This window comes from Bradyrhizobium sp. HKCCYLS3077 (assembly GCF_051167555.1).
In the GTDB taxonomy this organism is placed as follows: Bacteria; Pseudomonadota; Alphaproteobacteria; order Rhizobiales; family Xanthobacteraceae; genus Bradyrhizobium.
The window spans coordinates 353,184-370,480 of sequence record NZ_JBNPTH010000004.1 but is presented as its reverse complement, the minus strand read 5'-3'; the positions used below and the strand labels follow the sequence as shown (position 1 = coordinate 370,480).

Genomic DNA, 17,297 nt, shown 5'->3' with positions numbered 1-17,297 from the left:
TGTCGTCTGAAGAGTTTACAGGAACCCGATCGAAATCCACGGAAAAATCGCAACGATGATCAGGCCGATGAGAAGCGCCAGCATGTAGCCCCAGATCGGCCGGATACCTTCGGCGGGATCGACCCGGCCGATCGCGCAGGCGGCGTAATATCCAACCCCGAACGGCGGCGCGAACAGGCCAATTCCCATCGCCAGGATGACCACCATGGCATAATGTACCTCGTGCACGCCGACGGCGCGCGCGATCGGAAACAGCAGCGGCCCGAACAACACGATCGCCGGGATGCCCTCGAGCACGCTGCCAAGGATGGTGAAGGCCACGATCGAGACCGCGATGAATGTGGCCGGGCCACCCGGCAAGCCGGTCATGGCGGCGGCCAGCGAGCGCGAGAAGCCGGATTGTGTCAGGCCCCAGGCCATGCCGGTGGCGGTGCCGATGATCAGCAGGATGGCACCGGACAGCGCCGCCGTCTCGATCAGCATCGGCATCAGCCGGCGCCAGTCGAAGCGGCGATAGACCAGCAGGCCCGCCAGCACGCCATAGACGATGCCGATGGTCGAGACCTCCGTCGCCGTCGCGATGCCCTCGACGACGGCGGCACGGATCACGAAGGGCAGGGCCAGGGCAGGGACCGACACGATGAAGGCCTTGCCGATCTCGGCGCCGGTGGCGCGGCGGACGCCGCTCATGTCCTCGTTGCGGTAGCGCCACCACACCAGCGCGCACAGCGTGAACGCCAGCACCACGCCCGGCAGCAGGCCGCCGGTGAACAGCGCCGCGATCGAGACGCCGGTGACGGAGCCGATGGTGATCAGCACCAAGCTCGGCGGAATCGTCTCGGTCTGCGCGCCCGTGGCGGCGAGCAGGGCGACGAGATCGCCCGGCTTGGCGCCGCGCGCCTTCATCTCCGGAAACAGCACCGGCGCGACCGCGGCCATGTCGGCCGCCTTGGCGCCGGAGATGCCGGAGACGAGATACATTGCGCCGACCAGCACGTAATGCAGCCCGCCGCGCACATGGCCGAGCAGGCTCGCCAGGAACGCCACCATCGCGCGCGCCATGCCGGTCATCTCGATCAGGAGGCCGAGGAACACGAACAGCGGCACCGAGAGCAGGATGAGATGGCTCATGCCCTCGTCCATGCGCCCAACCAGCACCATCAACGGCGTGCGCGTCGTCAGCGCGAGATAGCCGAAGATCGCGAGCCCGAACGCGAACGCGATCGGCACGCCGGCAAAAACGCAAAAGCCGACCACGCCGACAAAGAAGATCACGAGATTGATGTTGCCGAGCGGCTTCAGCACCGGCTGCGCCAGCCAAAACAGCGTCAGGATCGCCGCGATCGATATGACGGCCAGCAGCATCGTCCGGACGTTGGCGGTGCGCGCGAGCCGGATCAGCGCAAACAGCGCCATCAGGGCGATGCCGACCGGCAGCGCCGCGGCGCGGCAGATATTGGAGATCTGCAGCGCCGGCGTCGTGATGTAGCTTTCCTCGTAGGCGTATTCCCAGGCCGGCCAGGCAATCATCACCAGGAACGCCAGCGCGGCGGACGTTGCGATGAGATCGAGATAGGCGCGCAAGCGCGGGCTTGCGCGCGCCACCAGCGCGGTCATGCGCATGTGCTCGCCGCGGCGGAACGCCACCGCGGCGCCGAGCATCGCGAGCCACAGGAACAGGATCGACGCCAGTTCGTCCGACCAGATCAGCGGCTGGTGCACGACGTAGCGTGCCACCACGCCCGCGAACAGGATGACGATCTCGGCCACGACGAGCAGCGCAGCCGGGATCTCGACCAGGAGGCCGAGCAGGGCCTCCAGGCGGTCGAGCCAGGACCAGCGGCGAGGGGTCTCGATGACTACCTCGCCGATCGCAATTTCCGTAAACTCGGCATTGATCTCGGCCTGCGCCATGACGTCACCCGAACGCGCCTACGACGCCCCTGCACTTACGACAGCTTGCCGACGGCCTTTTCCAGCAGGCCCCAGGCCTCGTCGCCATACTTGCCCTTCCACTCGGCGTAGAAGCCGGCGGTGCGCAGCTTGTCGCGGAACGGCGCCACGTTGGGCTGATTGAACGTCAGGCCCTTGGTCGCGAGATCCTGCTGCAGGCCCGCATTGAGCTTGGCGACATCCTCGCGCTCCTTCACGGCGGCGGCGTTGATGTGCTTGGCGACGATGGCGCGCATGTCGGCCGGCACGGCCTCCCAGGCGCGCCTGTTGGCCAGGAACCAGAAGCCGTCCCACATGTGGTTGGTCAGCGAGCAGTATTTCTGCACCTCGTAGAGCTTCGCCGTCGAGATGATCGCCAGCGGGTTTTCCTGGCCCTCGACGACCTTGGTTTGCAGCGCCGAATAGACCTCGCTGAAATTGATCGAGGCGGGCGCCGCGTCGAACGCCTTGAACATCGAGGTCCACAGCGGCGACACCGGCACGCGGATCTTGAAGCCCTTGAGATCATCAGGGCCGTTGATCGGCTTGGTCGACGACGTCGTCTGGCGGAAGCCGTTGTCCCAGATCTTGTCCATGACCATCAGGCCGGCCTTGTTGATCTGGCCGCGCACATAAGCGCCGAGATCGCCGTCCATGGCCTTCCAGACCGTGTCGTAATCCGGGAATGCGAAGCCGATGCCGTTGATCGACGCCGCCGGCACCAAGGTCGCCAGGATCAGGCCCGACAGCGTGAAGAACTCGACGCCGCCGGAGCGGATCTGGCTCAGCATGTCCGTATCCGAGCCGAGCTGGTTATTCGGGAAGATCTGCAGGTCGAACTTGCCGTTGGTCTCGGCCTTGATCGCCGCTGCCATTTCCTTGGCGCGGACGTTCAGCGGATGCGTGTCGGGCAGGTTGTTGGCGTATTTGTAGGTGAACTCGGCGCTCTGCGCGCGCGCGACATGCGGGGCCGCCATTCCACCCAGGACGGCCGAAGCCGCAGTGGCCTTCAACAGCGCGCGTCGTGACAGGCTCATTCTCGTTTCTCCCTGAAGAATTCTTCTTGTTGCATCGTTGCGCCGGATGACATCGCGGACGAATCCGGCGACATCGACAGACGTCCGTCTGCGCTTATTGCAGCGATGAGCCGCAGCAGCAATATCGGCGTTCGCAGACATCGCCTGGAACGGCGTCCCAGCGCCTTGGCGGCACCATTGGGGAGAGATGGACGAGCGCCCAAAAAGCACCAGCTATTGCGGCCAGTTCGAGGTTTTGGCGGCAAGTCCATGATATCGCTCGACATATAAATATTCCATAATATACCTTATGCGAATTGGCTATGGAGCGTAGCCGGACGATGTCACGCCGGTCATTCGCCATTGTGTCGGCCAACTCCTCGCTCGTCCGCTGTGCGAAATCGCCCCTCACTCGCCACTGCCCCGTCTTGGTTTAGTCAAAGCCCAGGGCTCAATGCCGTGCCGAGGATTGGGCACGGGGCGTATCGCGAATGGGACCCGAGGACATGCCAGTTCAAACGACGCCGAAGGAAGTTGATCCGGGTGATGTCGCGCCGTTGCCCGAGACTGAAATCTGCGAGGAGATCTACCAGCGCGTCCTGGCCGAGGTGCGCGCTCGCATCGATGAGCGGATCGCCTCGATCGAAGCCCAGGCGGCGTCGGAGGCCCCTGAGGAAGCGGCCGAGGACGTCGATCCGGGCGAAGGTCCTCCAGCGGCTAAGCGCCGGCCCTTGCTGCGCGCCGTAGTCACGCTGGCCGCATCGGCCGGGCTGGTCGGCGCCGTCGTGACCCTGGCGCGCGATCATACCGAGACGATCACCTCAGTCACCGATCGCATCGAGGCCGCGATCCAGTCCATCCGCCGGGACGGCATCCCCAAGCAGGGTTCGGGAGAGCCGGCGGAGACCGCCATGAGCGGCAAAGCCACGGAAGAAACACAGATGGCCCCTGCCTCGCCTGCGCCCATACCTCTTCCGGAGACCTCGTCCTCACCGGAGCCGGCGCGTCCGGGCGACCCATCCTCGGCGATGGCGGAAGCATCGCCCGAGCGCGACATGCCGCCGGCCGAGAGTCGCGAACTTGCACCGCTCGTCGAAAAGATCGCACACGATGTCGCCGAGCTCCAGGCCGGCCTGCAGGATCTCAAGGCCAGCCAGCAGCAGGCCAGCCGCGACCAAACCAAGGCGATCGAGCAGTTGCAGGCGAGCCAGGAGCAGCTCGCGCGCGCCGTGCGCGCGGCGAAGACCGAGCTGCCAGCGGGCGTCACAGCCGTACGCATTACCCCGCGGCCGCCGCAAGGTCCGGCGCGACCGCCGCGTTTCCCCTGACGAGATGCGGGTAGGGCGCACCCCTGCTCCCTGCCCCTGCTCTCACAGATAGTTCGCCGCGGCCTCCGCCTCGAAGCGATCGGGCGGGCCCTCCCAGACGATCTTGGCGTGATCGAGCACATAGACGCGGTCGGCATGCGGGAGCGCGAAGGTGACGTTCTGCTCGCCGAGCAGCACCGTGATCTTGGTGGTCTCGCGCAGGCGATCGAGCGCCTTCGACAAGGTCTCCAGGATCACCGGCGCAAGCCCGAGCGTCGGCTCGTCGAGGATCAGCAGCTTCGGCTTCATCATCAGCGCGCGTGCGATCGCCAGCATCTGCTGCTCGCCGCCCGACAGCGTGCGCGCGAGCTGCGGCTGCCGCGATTTCAGGATCGGAAACAGCCCGAACAGCCATTCGAGCCGCTCGCTGCGCTCGGCGTCCGACAGCGCGTTGCCGCCGAGCTCGAGGTTCTCGCGCACCGTCATGTCGCCGAACAATTCGCGCGTCTCCGGGCACTGCACGATGCCGTCGCGCGCGATCTGCGCCGCCGTGCCGCCGGCGAGATTGCGGCCTGCCCATGTCACCGCGCCGGAATACGGCACGAGGCCTGAGATCGCGTTGAACAACGTCGTCTTGCCGGCGCCGTTGAGCCCGACGACCGACACGAACTCGCCTTCGTGGACATGCAGCGAGACGTCCTGCAGCGCCTGCGCCTTGCCGTAGAGCACGCCGACCTTGTCGACCTGCAGCGCCGGCGTGACGTCTTTGAAGCTGGCCTCCGACCGCGCGGTCGAGACCAGCGCGCCGCCGAGATAGACGCGGCGCACCGTCTCGTCCTGCATCACCTCGGTCGCCCTGCCCTCGGCGATCTTCTCGCCGAGATACATCGCGAGCACGCGATCGACCAGCGCCGACACGCTCTTGACGTTGTGATCGACCAGCAGCACGGCGCGGCCGTCGTCGCGGAATTCCCTGATCAGGTTGGAGAAGTCGGCGACCTCCGAGGCTGTCAGTCCGGCAAACGGCTCGTCGACCAGCACCAGCTTCGGGCTGCGCGCCACGGCTTTCGCCAGCTCGAGCCGGCGCAGATCGGCAAACGCCAGCGTCGGCGGCCTGCGGTCGATGACGCCGCCAAGGCCGACGCGCTCGGCGATGGCGCGCGCGCGGGCATCGACATCCTTGTCGGCGAACAGCCGCGTCAGCTTGTCCGGCAAGAGCGCGACCTTGATGTTCTCCAGCACGGTCTGGCGCGCCAGGGGCCGCGAATGCTGGAACACCAGGCCGACGCCCATCCGCGCGATGCGGTGCGACGGCAGGCCGGCCAGCTCGACGCCGTCGAGCTTGACCGAGCCCGCGGTCGGACGCTCGACGCCCATCACGCTCTTCATTGCCGTCGACTTGCCGGAACCGTTCGGTCCGATCAGGCCGAGGATCTCGCCGGCGTGAATCGAGAAGCTCAGATTCTTGACGGCGACGAGGCCGCCGAAGCGCTTGGTGAGGCCGTTGACCTCCAGCATCGGAGCTTGTGTCATGCTTTGGCCCCTCCCCTGATGATGCCGAGGAAGCCGTCGGGGAAGAACAGGATCACCACCAGCGCAATCACCGAGACGATCAAGGTGGCGAGCTCGCCGAGCGGCCGCAGCAGCTCGCCCATGCCGATCAGGAAGATCGCGCCGATCGCAGCACCGATCACTGTGCGCCTTCCGCCGAGCACGGCGGCGATGATGATCTGCACGCCGACGCCGACATCGACGAAGGTCGAGACCGACGCCGTGCCCATGTAGAACACCATCAGCGCGCCGGCGAGGCCGGAAAAGAACGCGCTGACCACGAAGGCGGCGAGCTTGTGCTTGGTGACGTTAAAGCCGAGCGCGCCGGCCTGGATCTTGTCCTGGCCGCTCGCCTGCAGGATCAGCCCGATGGCGCTGCGTGACAGGCCGAACAGGATGGCGCCTGAGACCAGCATGAAGCCGAGCGCGATCCAGTAATTGGTCTTGGCATCGATCGAGATGACGTCGGGTACGGCGAGGCCGATCTCGCCGCCGGTCAGCCCGGCCGCCACGACGATGAAGTTCTGCAGCATCAGCACGGCCACCAGCGTGGTCAGGCCGAAATACGGCCCGCTGACGCGTAGCGCCGGCAGCGCCAGGATCACGCCGCCGACCACCGCGGCCAGCGCGCCGGCGGCGATGCAGATCCAGATCGACAGGCCCGGCGAGTAATGCGCGTCGAGAATTCCGGCCGTATAGGCGCCGACGCCGATCAGGAAGGTCGGGCCGAAATTGACCTCGCCGGCGAAGCCGAACAGCAGGTCCCAGGACATCGCGAACACGGCCGTGTAGTACGCGACCGTCAGCAATCCCAGCACATAGCCGGAGACGTAGGTCGGCAGCACCAGAGCGACGACCACGGTGAGCGCGCCGATCCAGAACAGCCGCGAGGAGACGAATGCCGGCATGCTCACCTCCGTCCGAACAGCCCTTGCGGGCGCAGATACATGACGATGACGAGCAGCAAGAGCGCCGGAATCGTCCGGTAGGCCGGCGAGATCAGATAGGCCGTTCCGGTCTCGAGATAGCCGACCACGTAGGCCGCGATGAGCGAGCCCGAGACGCTGCCGAGCCCGCCGAGGACGACGATCGAGAACGCGCTCGCCGTCAGTGGTCCGACGCTGTAGGAGCTGACGCCTAAGAACATGCCGAGCAGGATGCCGGCGACCCCTGCCAGCAGGCCGTAGATCGCCCAGACCGTCAGATAGATCGACGACAGCTCGATGCCGAGCAAGGTGACGCCGCGCGGGTTCATCGACGCCGCCATGACCGACTTGCCGCGCCGGGTGCGATTGACCAGCAGCCACAGCAGCCCGATCGCCACCCAGCAGATCACGGCGGTGAAGTATTCGTTGCGCGGCGTCCGCACGCCGAACACCGTGACGACGCCCTCGACGATCGGCAGCACGGTCTTGGCGTTGTTGGTGAAGAAATACGCGATCGCTTCCTGGATGATGATGCCCCAGAGCAAGGTCGCCGTCAGGATGAAGATCTCCTTCTCCGATTCAGCGATCGCCTTGGAACGCTGGATCGGCCGGACGGCGATGAAGTAGGTGGCGAAAGCCAGGATGAGGCCGGCGAGGATGCCGATGAGCGCTCCTGCATAAGGGCCCGTGCCGAGTTCGCCGGCGGCGGCCCATGCCGCCACCGCTGCACCGACCATGATGGCGCCGTGGGAGAGGTTGAGCACGCCGGAGACGCCGAAAATCAGCGTGAATCCGGTCGCGCCAAGCGCATAGAGAGCGCTGATGGCGAAGCCATCAATCAAGATCTGCCAGAAAAGCATTGAGAATGAATCCGAGCGTCGAACTGAGGCACCATGAAAATGGGCCGCCCCTCCCGGAGCGGCCCTGTGATGCGTCAGTTGCTGGCCGCCTTGAGCTTGATGAAGGACGGCCAGGTCACGGTGCCCGCGGCGAGCTCCTTGGGCCAGACATTGACCTGCTTGCCGCCCTGCCATTGCAGCATCAGTCCGGTGATGTAGCCCTTGCCGGTGCGCAGCGCATGCGGGTTTGGATCGCCCTTCGGCTTGAACGCCACGCGGCCGATCGTGCCGACATAGTCGGTCGCCTCCATTGCCTCGACCATCTTGTCCGGATCGGTGCCCCCGGCGCGATGGATCGCATCCGCGATCATGTAGACGTCGTCATACGAGGTGTAGCCGGCATAGGACGGGATGTTGCCGAACTTCTTCTGATAGGCATCGACGAAAGGCAGCGTCTTCGGCGTCACCGCAACGCCCGGGCCCGACACCGCGTTGAACATCACGCCCTCGACGGCGCCGTTGGTGTCCTTCCAGAACGTCGAGTTGGTCGCCTGCGAGGAGATGCCGAACATCGGGATCGGCACCTGCTGGCTCTTCCACTGCACTGTGGGTTGGGTGCCGACATGGGAGATGCCGGTGATCATCACGTCTGGCTTCAGGGCTTCGATCTTGTTGAAGATCGGGGTGAAGTCGGTGGTGTCGGGCGACATGCGAATGTGGTCGACGACCTTGACGCCGATCTCGGGCAGACACTTCTCGTAACCGGCATCGAGCGGGGTCGTCCACGCCGCGTCCTCGCTCATGATCACGGCGGTCTTCATCTTGTAGGGCTCGACGAGAAGGTCCTTGGCTGCGTCGCAGACGAGTCCGGCCAGCGACGTCGAGGTCAGATAGCCGTGAAAGGTGTATTTGTTCTGGTCGTAGTTCTTGGCGATATTCTGCGTGATGACGTCGGACGCCGCGCCGGGGGTGATCATCAGCGTCTTGAGGCGCCCTGCCCACGGCTCCAGCGCGAGCACCACCTCGGAGATGTAGCTGGCAATGACCGCGTTGACCTTGTCCTCGCTGACCGCGCGCTGGAACGCGCGGACCGATTCCGCCGAAGACGAGTGATTGTCATAGACGACGATCTCGATCTTCCGCCCGTCGACGCCGCCCTTGGCGTTGATCTCTTCGGCCGCCAGCTGCGCTGCAGGAGCAATCGATGAACCGGCGACGGCCTGCGCTTCGGCGATGACGCCGATCTTGATGGGATCAGCGGCGAGAGCGGCCGACGACACGAGCGCAGTTGCGCAACTCGCAAGCAAGAATGACTTGAGCGAAATCATATAACCTCCCGAATCCTTATGCCTCTGACGGGCAGCCGCGACTTTGGTCTCCCACATGCCAGCGAGCAAGCAGCACACGTTAGGTTTGTTCTGCGTTCAGCGCATTGTGATTGCGCGCACATTGCAGAGCTTGCACCATCGCAACGCAGCACGGTGCGCTCGCTTCCCGGGCACAGCTGATGAGTTTTGGAATTGGAACTAATTTCCGGCCGGCGCACATTTGCTGGAACTACTTGTGAGTTGGGAACAGTTCACTTGAGTGACAGAATCGGACTTGAGCATTTCTGAAAAATGGCAATTCATCGGGGCGCGATGGGGTGAGATGCGTTTTTTGACGCAGCACTCCTGCGGAGATTGCGCAGGATGCCGCGCGCGGAATTGCAATCACTCCGGCCTCATCGGCAACCCGAGGTCGAGCGGTTAAATAATACCGAGAAGATCGATCTGCCCCTTCGATGTGCGGTGGCATGCTCTGCAACGAAGCGTGATTCTCCGAAAAGGCCCCCTCCTCGTCACGACGCTGTCTTGCTTTCGGCCAAAGCGGCGGGTCGAGTCACGTTTGAAAATTCAAAGACAAAACAGCGTCGGCGGTGGGCGTACAGGGTTTGGGGATCTCCAATGCAATCCACACAGAATGTGCAACAGATTGATCCGAACGAGATCGGAATCGCCCCAGAGAGACCCGAGAAGACGAGCTACGATCAACTGTATCGGCGCGTGCTCCGCGAGGTGCTGACGCGCATCGATACGCGGCTGGCGGCAATCGAGAAGCCTGGCGTGGCCGCAGATGCCGCGGCGGCAGTGAGCACGAGCGATGCGCAGCTCGCGACGGGCAGCCGCTGGTCGCGCATCAAGGCGCCGCTCGGCAAGCTGCGCGGGCGCAATGCCGTGGGCCTCGCCCTGCTCGTCGTGCTGGTCGGCGGCTCGGTCGCTTGGTCGCAACGCGAAGCCGGCACGGCGCTGATGGATCGCTGGATGCCCGGCTCGAACAGCGAAGCTTCCCAGGACGAGGCGTCCGCGCAGCAGGGCAACGAGGACGCGATGATGTCGAATGCCTCGCTGCACGGCAGCGATGAAGGCGCGGCGCGCGAGCCGGGCACGCTGATGCAGCGCATGGCCCGCGACATTGCCGAACTGCAGCAGGGCATCGAGCAGATCAAGTCGACGCAGGATCAGGCGAGTCGCGACCATACGCGCGCGATCGAGCAACTGCAGGCCGGCCAGGATCAGCTGATGCGCCTGGTGTCGCGAATGTCGAACCAGGCGGCACAGGCGCGCGGGGCGGCGGCGCCGCCTGCCCCGCCGCAACAGATCGTCGTGACGCCTCAGCCCCAACGCACGACCACCGGAATGGCCCGGCCGCCACAGCAGCAGGGTTCGGCCTTCGGCACGTTCCTGACCCGCAACACCTCCGGCATTCAGCCGCCGATGCCGCGCTGAGCGGTGCGATCGGCAGCGGACGATAGCCGCTGCCGATGCTCTCGATCAGGGCGTCATGAGCAGCGATGCACGCGGCCGTCGTAGCCGCGATATGTGCCGTTCTCGGCGTCATAGGTGCGGAAGCTCTTGCAATTGCGGCCGCTCCGCGCGTGGCGCTTCATTTCGCTCTTCGCCTTGGCGCGGTGCTTATGCTTGGCAGGCTTGTCGTCGTCATGCGCATGCCGGTGATGGCGGTGCGCTTCGGCCTTATCTGATGCGCCAGCCGAGTCCTGCTTGATGTCGGCCTTTGCGGGCGCGGCTGGCGGGGTCACCGCAGCAGCGGGCACGGAGACCGGCGGCTCGGCCTTCTTGGCCTCGGCCGGCGCAGCCACAGCCGGCTTGCCGGTTTCGGCGGCCTTGTCGTCAGACTTCGCCTCGGCCTTTTCAGGCGCAGCCGCGTCCTTGGCGGCGGCGGGCGCCGGATCAGCTGGCTTCGCCTCGGTCACGGCCGGCTTCTGAGCCGCATCCGTTTCGGGCTTCGGCTCGGCCTTGAGCTCAGGCTTGGCCTCCGCCTTGGACTCGGCGGCGTTCGTCTCGGCCTTGGGCTCAACCTTGGGCTCCGACTTCGCCTCCTCCTTGGGTTCTGCCGGCTTGGCCTCAGCGGCGCTGTCGGTCGGCGCCGGCTTCTCGGCCGCAGCCTTGTCCGCCGGTGCGACCGGCACGGGCTTGGCTGCCTCGGCGGCGGCAGCAGGCTCGGCTGGCTTGTCCGTCGTCTTTTCCGGCTCCACGGCCGCGGCGGGCTTCTCGGCCGCCTGCTCTGCCGGCTTGGCCTCGGTGGCCGCAGGCTTCTGCTCGGATTCAGCGGGCTTGTCGGCAGCGGCGGATGCAGGCTGCTCGGTGGCCGGCTTGGCCGCATCGCTTTGCGCGCTCGCAGAGCTCCCGATCGCGCTGAGGACACAGAACAGGGCGCCAGCGCACAGACGGCCGACAGGCGAACGAACGACAGATACTGACATGGACAACAGTCTCACTTGTGGATCACGCAGCCATCGGTTTACGTCAATTCGGCTGTCCTTTCGCCTTCAAATCTTCACGCGCGCAAAATCGTCGCAGGTGGTGTGCTTTCCGCGCCAGTGTTGCGCGGTTGAAGCGGGAGCCAAGGGGTGGGACCAGGTGCGCGGCCCACGCCGCGCTGTCGTCGCGTCCCGCTGGACTAGATAACCTTGTTGGCAGCAACCAGCAGACTGTCGGGAATCGCCAGCCCAAGGTCGTCCGCAGTTTTGGAGTTGAGCCAAAGCTCGATCTCGGTGGGTTGCTCGACCGGCAGTTCGGCCGGCTCGGCGCCTTCCAGAATTCGCTTCACATAGTAGCCGACTCTGCTGAGAAGCTTCTCGAACGGCGGCCCGTAGGCGAGCAGGCATCCGAGACCGACCATCGGCGGAAAGGTCGACAGCACCGGGATGCGCTGCGACTTGGCAAAGGCGACGACCCGGTCGCTGAGGTCGATATTCGCGGCATCGGAGAGAAGATGAATGACATCCGGCTTGGCTGCGGCCAAGGCCGCAAACGCCGTGTCAATGTCTGCCGGCAGGCTGAGAGGCACGCCATGGACTGACATCCCGAAGGCGGCGGCACGGGTGCGAAATCCGTCGAGCATCAGGGCATTCGACGGATTGGCCGGATTGGCGATGATGCCGAGGGTTTTCGCGCGGGGCACCAGCGTGCGTTGATACTCCAGCATCTTGGGCGTCAGGTCTTCGACCAGGGTTGAGACGCCTGTCGTATGCCCTCCAGGGCGAGCGAGGCTTGCGATCAGCCGCGCTCCCACGGGATCGTTGATCGCCACCATGACGATCGGCCGCGGCGGCGACAGGCTCTGCGCGGCCCTGACGGCGGCAATCGTGTTGGGAAGCACCAGCTTCACCCCAGTCTGCGCCAGTTCGGCGGCGAGCGTCGGAAAACGCGCGTAGTCGCCGTTGGCAAAGCGCTTCTCGAACTGATAGTCGCGGCCCTCGTTCAGGCCCGCGCTCCGCAAGCTGGCGCGGATCTGATCGATGAAGCTGCTGGAGACCAGCGAGCCATCCGCGCCGGCGAACAGCAGGCCGATGCGCGCTGGTGCCGCCTGCGCAAGCGCGGGGAGCGGCCACGCGAGCGCCGTGCTGCCCAGTCCGGCGATCAGGTCTCGACGTCGCATCATGGCTCTCCGTGCATCCGGGCTGGGATTGGTCCTGGCATTTGGTTGAACGGTCTTGGGGTCATTCGACGATCTCATCGGCCCGCGCGATCAGGCTGGGCGGCAGCGAGACGCCGAGCAACCGCGCGGTTTGGAGATTGACCACAAGCAAGAACTTGGTCGCGAACTCGACGGGGAGATCGGCCGGCCGCCGGCCCTTGATGATCTTGTCGACGAAGCCGGCCGACTGCCGGTAGACGGCGCCGATGTCCACCCCATAGGCGATCAGCGCGCCGACCCTGCCGAACTCCGCATTCGCGACCACCAGCGGCAGTCGCGCCTCGATGGCCGCCTGCGTCGATCTCTCACGGGGAAGGCTCGGCTGGACCATCACAGCCTCGGCACCGCTCGCGACGACATCGCCGAAGGCTCGCTGCAGGTCCTGTCCGCCGCGTGCCAGGACCAGCTTCGGCTCCAGCGCGAGCGCGCGCGCCGCGGCGATCACGGATTCGGCAAAGGGAGCGTGGAATGGATCGAGCTCGTTGCCGATCACCCCCACCCGCTGGATGGTCGGCAGCGCTTCCTTCATCAGGCTGAGCGCCTTGGCCGCGAGTTCCGCCGTTGCCGTCGTGACGCCGGTCAGGTTTCCGCCGGGACGAGCGAGGCTCGCGACCAGTCCGGTCGCAACCGGATCGGCGGCGGGGCACATGATGATCGGCAGCGCTGTCGTTGCTTCCTTCGCGGCAAGCACCGCCGGCGTCTGGAAGCCGACGATCACATCGACCCTCAGATCGACGAGCTCGCGCGCGTCGACCTTCAATCTCTCGAGCGAGCCGCCGGCATCGCGCAGCTCCAGATGGATGCTCTGCCCCTCGATATAGCCGAGCTCACGCAGACCTTCGCGAAGCTGCTCCAGGAACAGGACAGGGCTCGGTTCGCCGAGCATCAGCACGCCGACGCGTGGCGGCCGCTGCTCGGCACGGATGCGGATAGGCAAGAGAGCTGCGGCGAGAATGGCGAGGAAATGTCGTCTGGACACGTTGCTCATGCTGCGCCCTAGCCCAGCTCCATGCGAACGCCCTTGCCGCCGTTCAGCAGCCGCTTGAGATGAAAGCCCGCGAGCGGATCATCGGCGTTGGTGCCGACCAAAGCCGCAAAGGCCGCCATCGCCGTCGCGTCCCCGGCTTCCAGCTTGGCGAAGGCCTCGCGATAGCGTTCGGTCAAGGGGGCGGAGAAAACCTCGGGCCGCAGCGGCTCATAGGCGCGGAGCGGCTCTCTGCGGCCGCGCAGCACGAGATCGCCCACCGGCCGCCCCTGGAACGCTGACGTCGCATCCGCCGCCGCCGCGCTGACGCAGATGCGCGTTCCAAAATGTTTGTTGACGCTCTCCAGCCGGGCGGCCGTGTTGATGGTGTCGCCATAGGCGGTGTAGTCGAAGAAGCGCTGGCCGCCGAAATTCCCGACCAGCGCCGGGCCTGCGTGGACGCCGATGCGCGTGGTCCCGAACGCGATCCCCTTCGCGCTCCAGCGCTCGCGGAACTGCTCCGCCCAGGTGTCGAGATCGAGCGCGCACGCGATGGCGCGGGCCGCGTAGTCCGGCTGCTCGCCGGGCGCATTGAACAGCACCTGGATGGCATCGCCGATGACCTTCGCGACCGTGCCGTCATGCGCGAAGATCACCTCGGTCATCCCTCCGACATACGCGTTAAGAAGCTCGCCCAGCATCTCCGGCGAAGCCGTCTCGACGAGGCTGGTGAAGCCGGTGATGTCGGTGAAGATCGTGGCGACGTCCCGCCACTGCACGCCCATTCCGTCCGCGCCGGCCTCGTGGGCGGCGGCCAGCCGTTTGGCAATCTCCGGCGAGAAGTAGCGCGACAGCGATGCGTGCGCGCGCTCGGCTTCGGCCTGCCGGCGACGGGCGTCACGCAAGGTCTCCACGTGCCTGAAGGTCTTCGCGATCGTCGTTTCCAGATCAGCGAAATCGATCGGCTTGGTCAGGAAATCGAACGCGCCGCGGTTCATCGCGGTGCGGATGTTGCTCATGTCGCCATAGGCGGACACGATGATGGTCGACTTCTTGTCCTCCGCCTCCTGCAGCTTCTGCAGCAGCGACAGTCCGTCCATGCGCGGCATGTTGATGTCGGAGACGATCAGATCGATCTGGGGATGCAGCTCCACGGTCTGCAGCGCTTCGATGCCGTCGCGGGCGAACATGAAGGTGACCGTGCCTTCGCGGATCTGCCTGCGAAATTTCTGCCGGACCAGAGCCTCGAGATCCGGCTCGTCATCGACGAACAGAACCGTCGTGCTCATGCGGTTTGTCCCAATCGCGCGTCGATCTCGCGCCGGAGCACGGCGAAGTCGATCGGCTTGGTCAGCAGCCCCTCGGCCCCGTGTTCGAGCGCCCTCTTCCTTGTGTCGACGTCGCCATAGGCCGTGATCATGATGACCGGCACGTCGGGCCGACGCGCGCGGACCACGGGCAGCATGTCGAGCCCGCTCATGCCGGGCATGTTGATGTCGGAGAGGATCAGCACCAGGCTGGCATCGCGCAACTCGTCGGCCCTTTGCAGCGCTGCGGCCGCAGAGGCTGCAAACTCCATCTGAAAACGTCCTGACCGGAGGTCGCGCCTGAACTGCTGACGGAACAGCGGCTCGACGTCCGGCTCGTCGTCGACGACGAGAATGTAAACGCTCACGTCTTAGCTCCAATGGTATCGTGCGCCGGGAGAGTGCGGGACAGCGTGATGATGAATTCCGTGAACTCGCCCGGTCGCGTATCGACGTCGATCTGCCCACCATGCTGCTTGACGATGATGTCGTGGCTCATCGACAGACCGAGCCCGGTGCCTTCGCCGGCCGGCTTGGTCGTGAAAAATGGATTGAAGATCTTGTCGAGAACGTCCCGGGGGATACCCGTGCCGTTGTCGCGAATGCGAATCTGGACCGTCGACCCCTGGTTGATCGTCATCGCCGTGAGCATCGGCGCGAAGGCCTCGCCTTCGGACTGCTTGCGTTTGACGGCCGCATAAAAGCCATTGGAGATCAGATTGAGGAAGACGCGGGTGATCTCCTGCGGATAGCAGCCGACGATTCCCGCAGCCGGGTCGAAGTCGCGCTTGATATCGATGTTGAAGGCCGGATTTTCCGCGCGCGCGCCGTGGTAGGCGAGACTGAGACTCTCGTCGAGGATCGCATTGATCTCGGCGGGCCGATGCTCCCCGGCACCCTGCCGCGAATGCAGCAGCATGTTCTTCACGATCGAATCCGCGCGGCCGCCATGCTGCACCACCTTCGCCAGATTGCCCTTGAGCATCTCGGTGAGCTCGGCGACCTCGTCCCTGGTCTTTTGATCCAGTTCAGCGGATTGCAGAATGTCGTTCAGCTCGTCGATGAGTTCGGCCGAGAGCGACGAGAAGTTGTTGATGAAGTTCAGCGGATTCTTGATCTCGTGCGCGATGCCGGCGGTGAGCTGACCGAGCGAGGCGAGCTTTTCGCTTTGCACCAGCCGGTCCTGGGCGGCGCGGAGCTCATCGAGCGAGCGCGACAATTCGTTGGTGCGCTGCTCGACCTTGCGCTCGAGATCGGCGTAGGACTCCTGCAGCTTTGCGCCCATGTCGTTGAACTGGTGCGCGAGCCCCTCGAGTTCGTCACCGGTCCTGATCGAGATCTGCTGCGAGAAGTCGCCGCTGCCGATCCTGGCCGCGCCCGCGCCGAGAACCCTGATCGGCCCGACCATGCGCCGCGCCAGGAATATTCCGGCCAGCACCGCGAACACGGAGGCGGTCAGCAGCACCAGCGCAAGGCGCTTGAGCGCTGCATAGAGCGATGCGTAGGCTTCCTCGACCGGCAGCTCGACGAACATGGTCCAGCGCAGCGGCGCGATCGGCGCGGACGCCGTGAGCACCCGCTGTCCCTGGATGTTCGGCTCGTCCTGCAACTCGTCGCCAACCATGCCGCCGCTCAAGGCCGCGCGCACCTGCGGCAGCCCCGACATGTCCGTGTTGCGCAGAACGAGGCTGATATCAGGGTGCGCGATGAGCCGTCCCTGCGAGCTGACCACATAGGCCTGGCCGTGCTCGCCGACCCTGATCTGCGAGACCACGTCCCAGATCAGCTTGAGATTGACTTCGGCAATCGTGACCCCGGAATCCTTGCGGGTCCCAGCGAGCGCGAGCGTCATATAGGGTTCGGACTCGCGGCGGAAATAGACCGGACCGTAGTAAACCTTGTTGGCGACGGCCTCGGTGAACCTCGGATCCTTCGAGAAGTCCTGCCCGCTTTCGAGGACGTCCATCGCGAGCCGTGAAATGCGCAGCCGCTCGCGTCCCGTCGAATCGACCTGAGCGATCTCGGTGATAGCAGGCACCTGCCGCAGCAGCCGCAGGGCATCGAACCGCCGCTGCTCGGTCGAGCTAGTCGACCATGGCAACTGGACGGTCCAGCCGAGCTGGCTCTCGATCTCCTTGATGAACTGGCTGATCTTGGCGGCGGCCGCTTCGGCCTGCTCGTGCTGAATGCGGATCAGCGCCGCCTTGTGCTCCCGGTAATAGAGGATCACCTCGAAGAGGCCGTTGGAGAGCAACGCCACGGCCACGACGCCGACAAACAGCGCGACGTATTTGATGAACAGCCGGCTGCGTATCGTCCAGCCCGTCTCGGGCTTCGCCGCTGGCTCGGCGAGCGCGCCGAGCTCCCGGCGCCGCGACGGATCCGACTCCAGCGAGATCGTCATTGCTCGGTCATTGTCACTACAAGACGAGCCCAATGACTGCCGGCAACCATTGATAGTTGGTTGCTCATGAC

Annotated in this window: 14 protein-coding genes; 2 read left to right on the top strand and 12 right to left on the bottom strand. The window is 65.3% G+C overall.

Annotated elements, in window-relative coordinates; genetic code table 11:
- Window positions 1–15: 15 nt before the first annotated feature.
- Together ACQR0Z_RS17870 and ACQR0Z_RS17865 are read right to left on the bottom strand one after the other, a co-directional pair.
- A complete protein-coding gene (locus ACQR0Z_RS17870) occupies window positions 16–1,914 on the bottom strand; it encodes a TRAP transporter large permease (protein ID WP_434877465.1) in 1,899 nt (632 codons plus the stop codon).
- A gap of 35 nt (window positions 1,915–1,949) precedes the next feature.
- Window positions 1,950–2,969 carry a TRAP transporter substrate-binding protein gene (locus ACQR0Z_RS17865; RefSeq protein WP_434877464.1) on the bottom strand — a complete coding sequence of 340 codons (1,020 nt, stop codon included), beginning with the start codon at window positions 2,967–2,969 and terminating at the stop codon, window positions 1,950–1,952.
- Window positions 2,970–3,454: 485 nt separating this feature from the next.
- Between ACQR0Z_RS17865 and ACQR0Z_RS17860 the strand changes: the two genes are divergently transcribed.
- A complete protein-coding gene (locus tag ACQR0Z_RS17860) occupies window positions 3,455–4,276 on the top strand; it encodes a hypothetical protein (protein WP_434919519.1) in 822 nt (273 codons plus the stop codon).
- A 42-nt stretch (window positions 4,277–4,318) separates the two neighbouring features.
- On the opposite strand, the gene ACQR0Z_RS17855 is transcribed toward ACQR0Z_RS17860, so the two are convergent.
- From ACQR0Z_RS17855 to ACQR0Z_RS17840, 4 genes are all read right to left on the bottom strand, one after another.
- A complete protein-coding gene (locus tag ACQR0Z_RS17855) occupies window positions 4,319–5,788 on the bottom strand; it encodes an ATP-binding cassette domain-containing protein (protein ID WP_434919518.1) in 1,470 nt (489 codons plus the stop codon).
- The gene (locus tag ACQR0Z_RS17850; RefSeq protein ID WP_434919517.1) at window positions 5,785–6,714 is read right to left on the bottom strand and encodes a branched-chain amino acid ABC transporter permease; all 930 of its coding nucleotides are present in this window, start codon (window positions 6,712–6,714) and stop codon (window positions 5,785–5,787) included. Before ACQR0Z_RS17850 ends, ACQR0Z_RS17855 begins: the two co-directional genes overlap by 4 nt.
- A 2-nt stretch (window positions 6,715–6,716) precedes the next feature.
- Window positions 6,717–7,592, bottom strand: a complete 876-nt coding sequence (locus ACQR0Z_RS17845; RefSeq protein ID WP_434877460.1) for a branched-chain amino acid ABC transporter permease — start codon at window positions 7,590–7,592, stop codon at window positions 6,717–6,719.
- 74 nt (window positions 7,593–7,666) lie between these two features.
- Window positions 7,667–8,899, bottom strand: coding sequence for an ABC transporter substrate-binding protein (locus ACQR0Z_RS17840; RefSeq protein WP_434919516.1), 1,233 nt, complete (start codon window positions 8,897–8,899; stop codon window positions 7,667–7,669).
- Between the two features lie 618 nt (window positions 8,900–9,517).
- Here ACQR0Z_RS17840 and ACQR0Z_RS17835 point away from each other — a divergent pair.
- Window positions 9,518–10,339 carry a hypothetical protein gene (locus ACQR0Z_RS17835; RefSeq protein WP_434919799.1) on the top strand — a complete coding sequence of 274 codons (822 nt, stop codon included), beginning with the start codon at window positions 9,518–9,520 and terminating at the stop codon, window positions 10,337–10,339.
- Window positions 10,340–10,392: 53 nt separating this feature from the next.
- Here ACQR0Z_RS17835 and ACQR0Z_RS17830 read toward each other — a convergent pair whose 3' ends face one another.
- The 6 genes from ACQR0Z_RS17830 to ACQR0Z_RS17805 form a co-directional block, all read right to left on the bottom strand.
- Window positions 10,393–11,334 carry a hypothetical protein gene (locus ACQR0Z_RS17830; RefSeq protein WP_434919515.1) on the bottom strand — a complete coding sequence of 314 codons (942 nt, stop codon included), beginning with the start codon at window positions 11,332–11,334 and terminating at the stop codon, window positions 10,393–10,395.
- 197 nt (window positions 11,335–11,531) lie between these two features.
- Window positions 11,532–12,515 (bottom strand): ABC transporter substrate-binding protein, encoded by a 984-nt coding sequence (locus tag ACQR0Z_RS17825; RefSeq protein ID WP_434919514.1) that lies wholly within the window; start codon window positions 12,513–12,515, stop codon window positions 11,532–11,534.
- A gap of 58 nt (window positions 12,516–12,573) precedes the next feature.
- On the bottom strand, window positions 12,574–13,530 hold the full coding sequence (locus ACQR0Z_RS17820) for an ABC transporter substrate-binding protein (protein ID WP_434919513.1): 957 nt from the start codon (window positions 13,528–13,530) through the stop codon (window positions 12,574–12,576).
- 17 nt (window positions 13,531–13,547) lie between these two features.
- Window positions 13,548–14,804, bottom strand: a complete 1,257-nt coding sequence (locus ACQR0Z_RS17815) for an adenylate/guanylate cyclase domain-containing protein (protein ID WP_434877455.1) — start codon at window positions 14,802–14,804, stop codon at window positions 13,548–13,550.
- Window positions 14,801–15,190, bottom strand: a complete 390-nt coding sequence (locus tag ACQR0Z_RS17810) for a response regulator (RefSeq protein WP_434919512.1) — start codon at window positions 15,188–15,190, stop codon at window positions 14,801–14,803. Before ACQR0Z_RS17810 ends, ACQR0Z_RS17815 begins: the two co-directional genes overlap by 4 nt.
- On the bottom strand, window positions 15,187–17,226 hold the full coding sequence (locus tag ACQR0Z_RS17805) for a sensor histidine kinase (RefSeq protein ID WP_434919511.1): 2,040 nt from the start codon (window positions 17,224–17,226) through the stop codon (window positions 15,187–15,189). The genes ACQR0Z_RS17810 and ACQR0Z_RS17805 overlap by 4 nt, the downstream gene beginning before the upstream one ends.
- Between the last annotated feature and the right edge of the window lie 71 nt (window positions 17,227–17,297).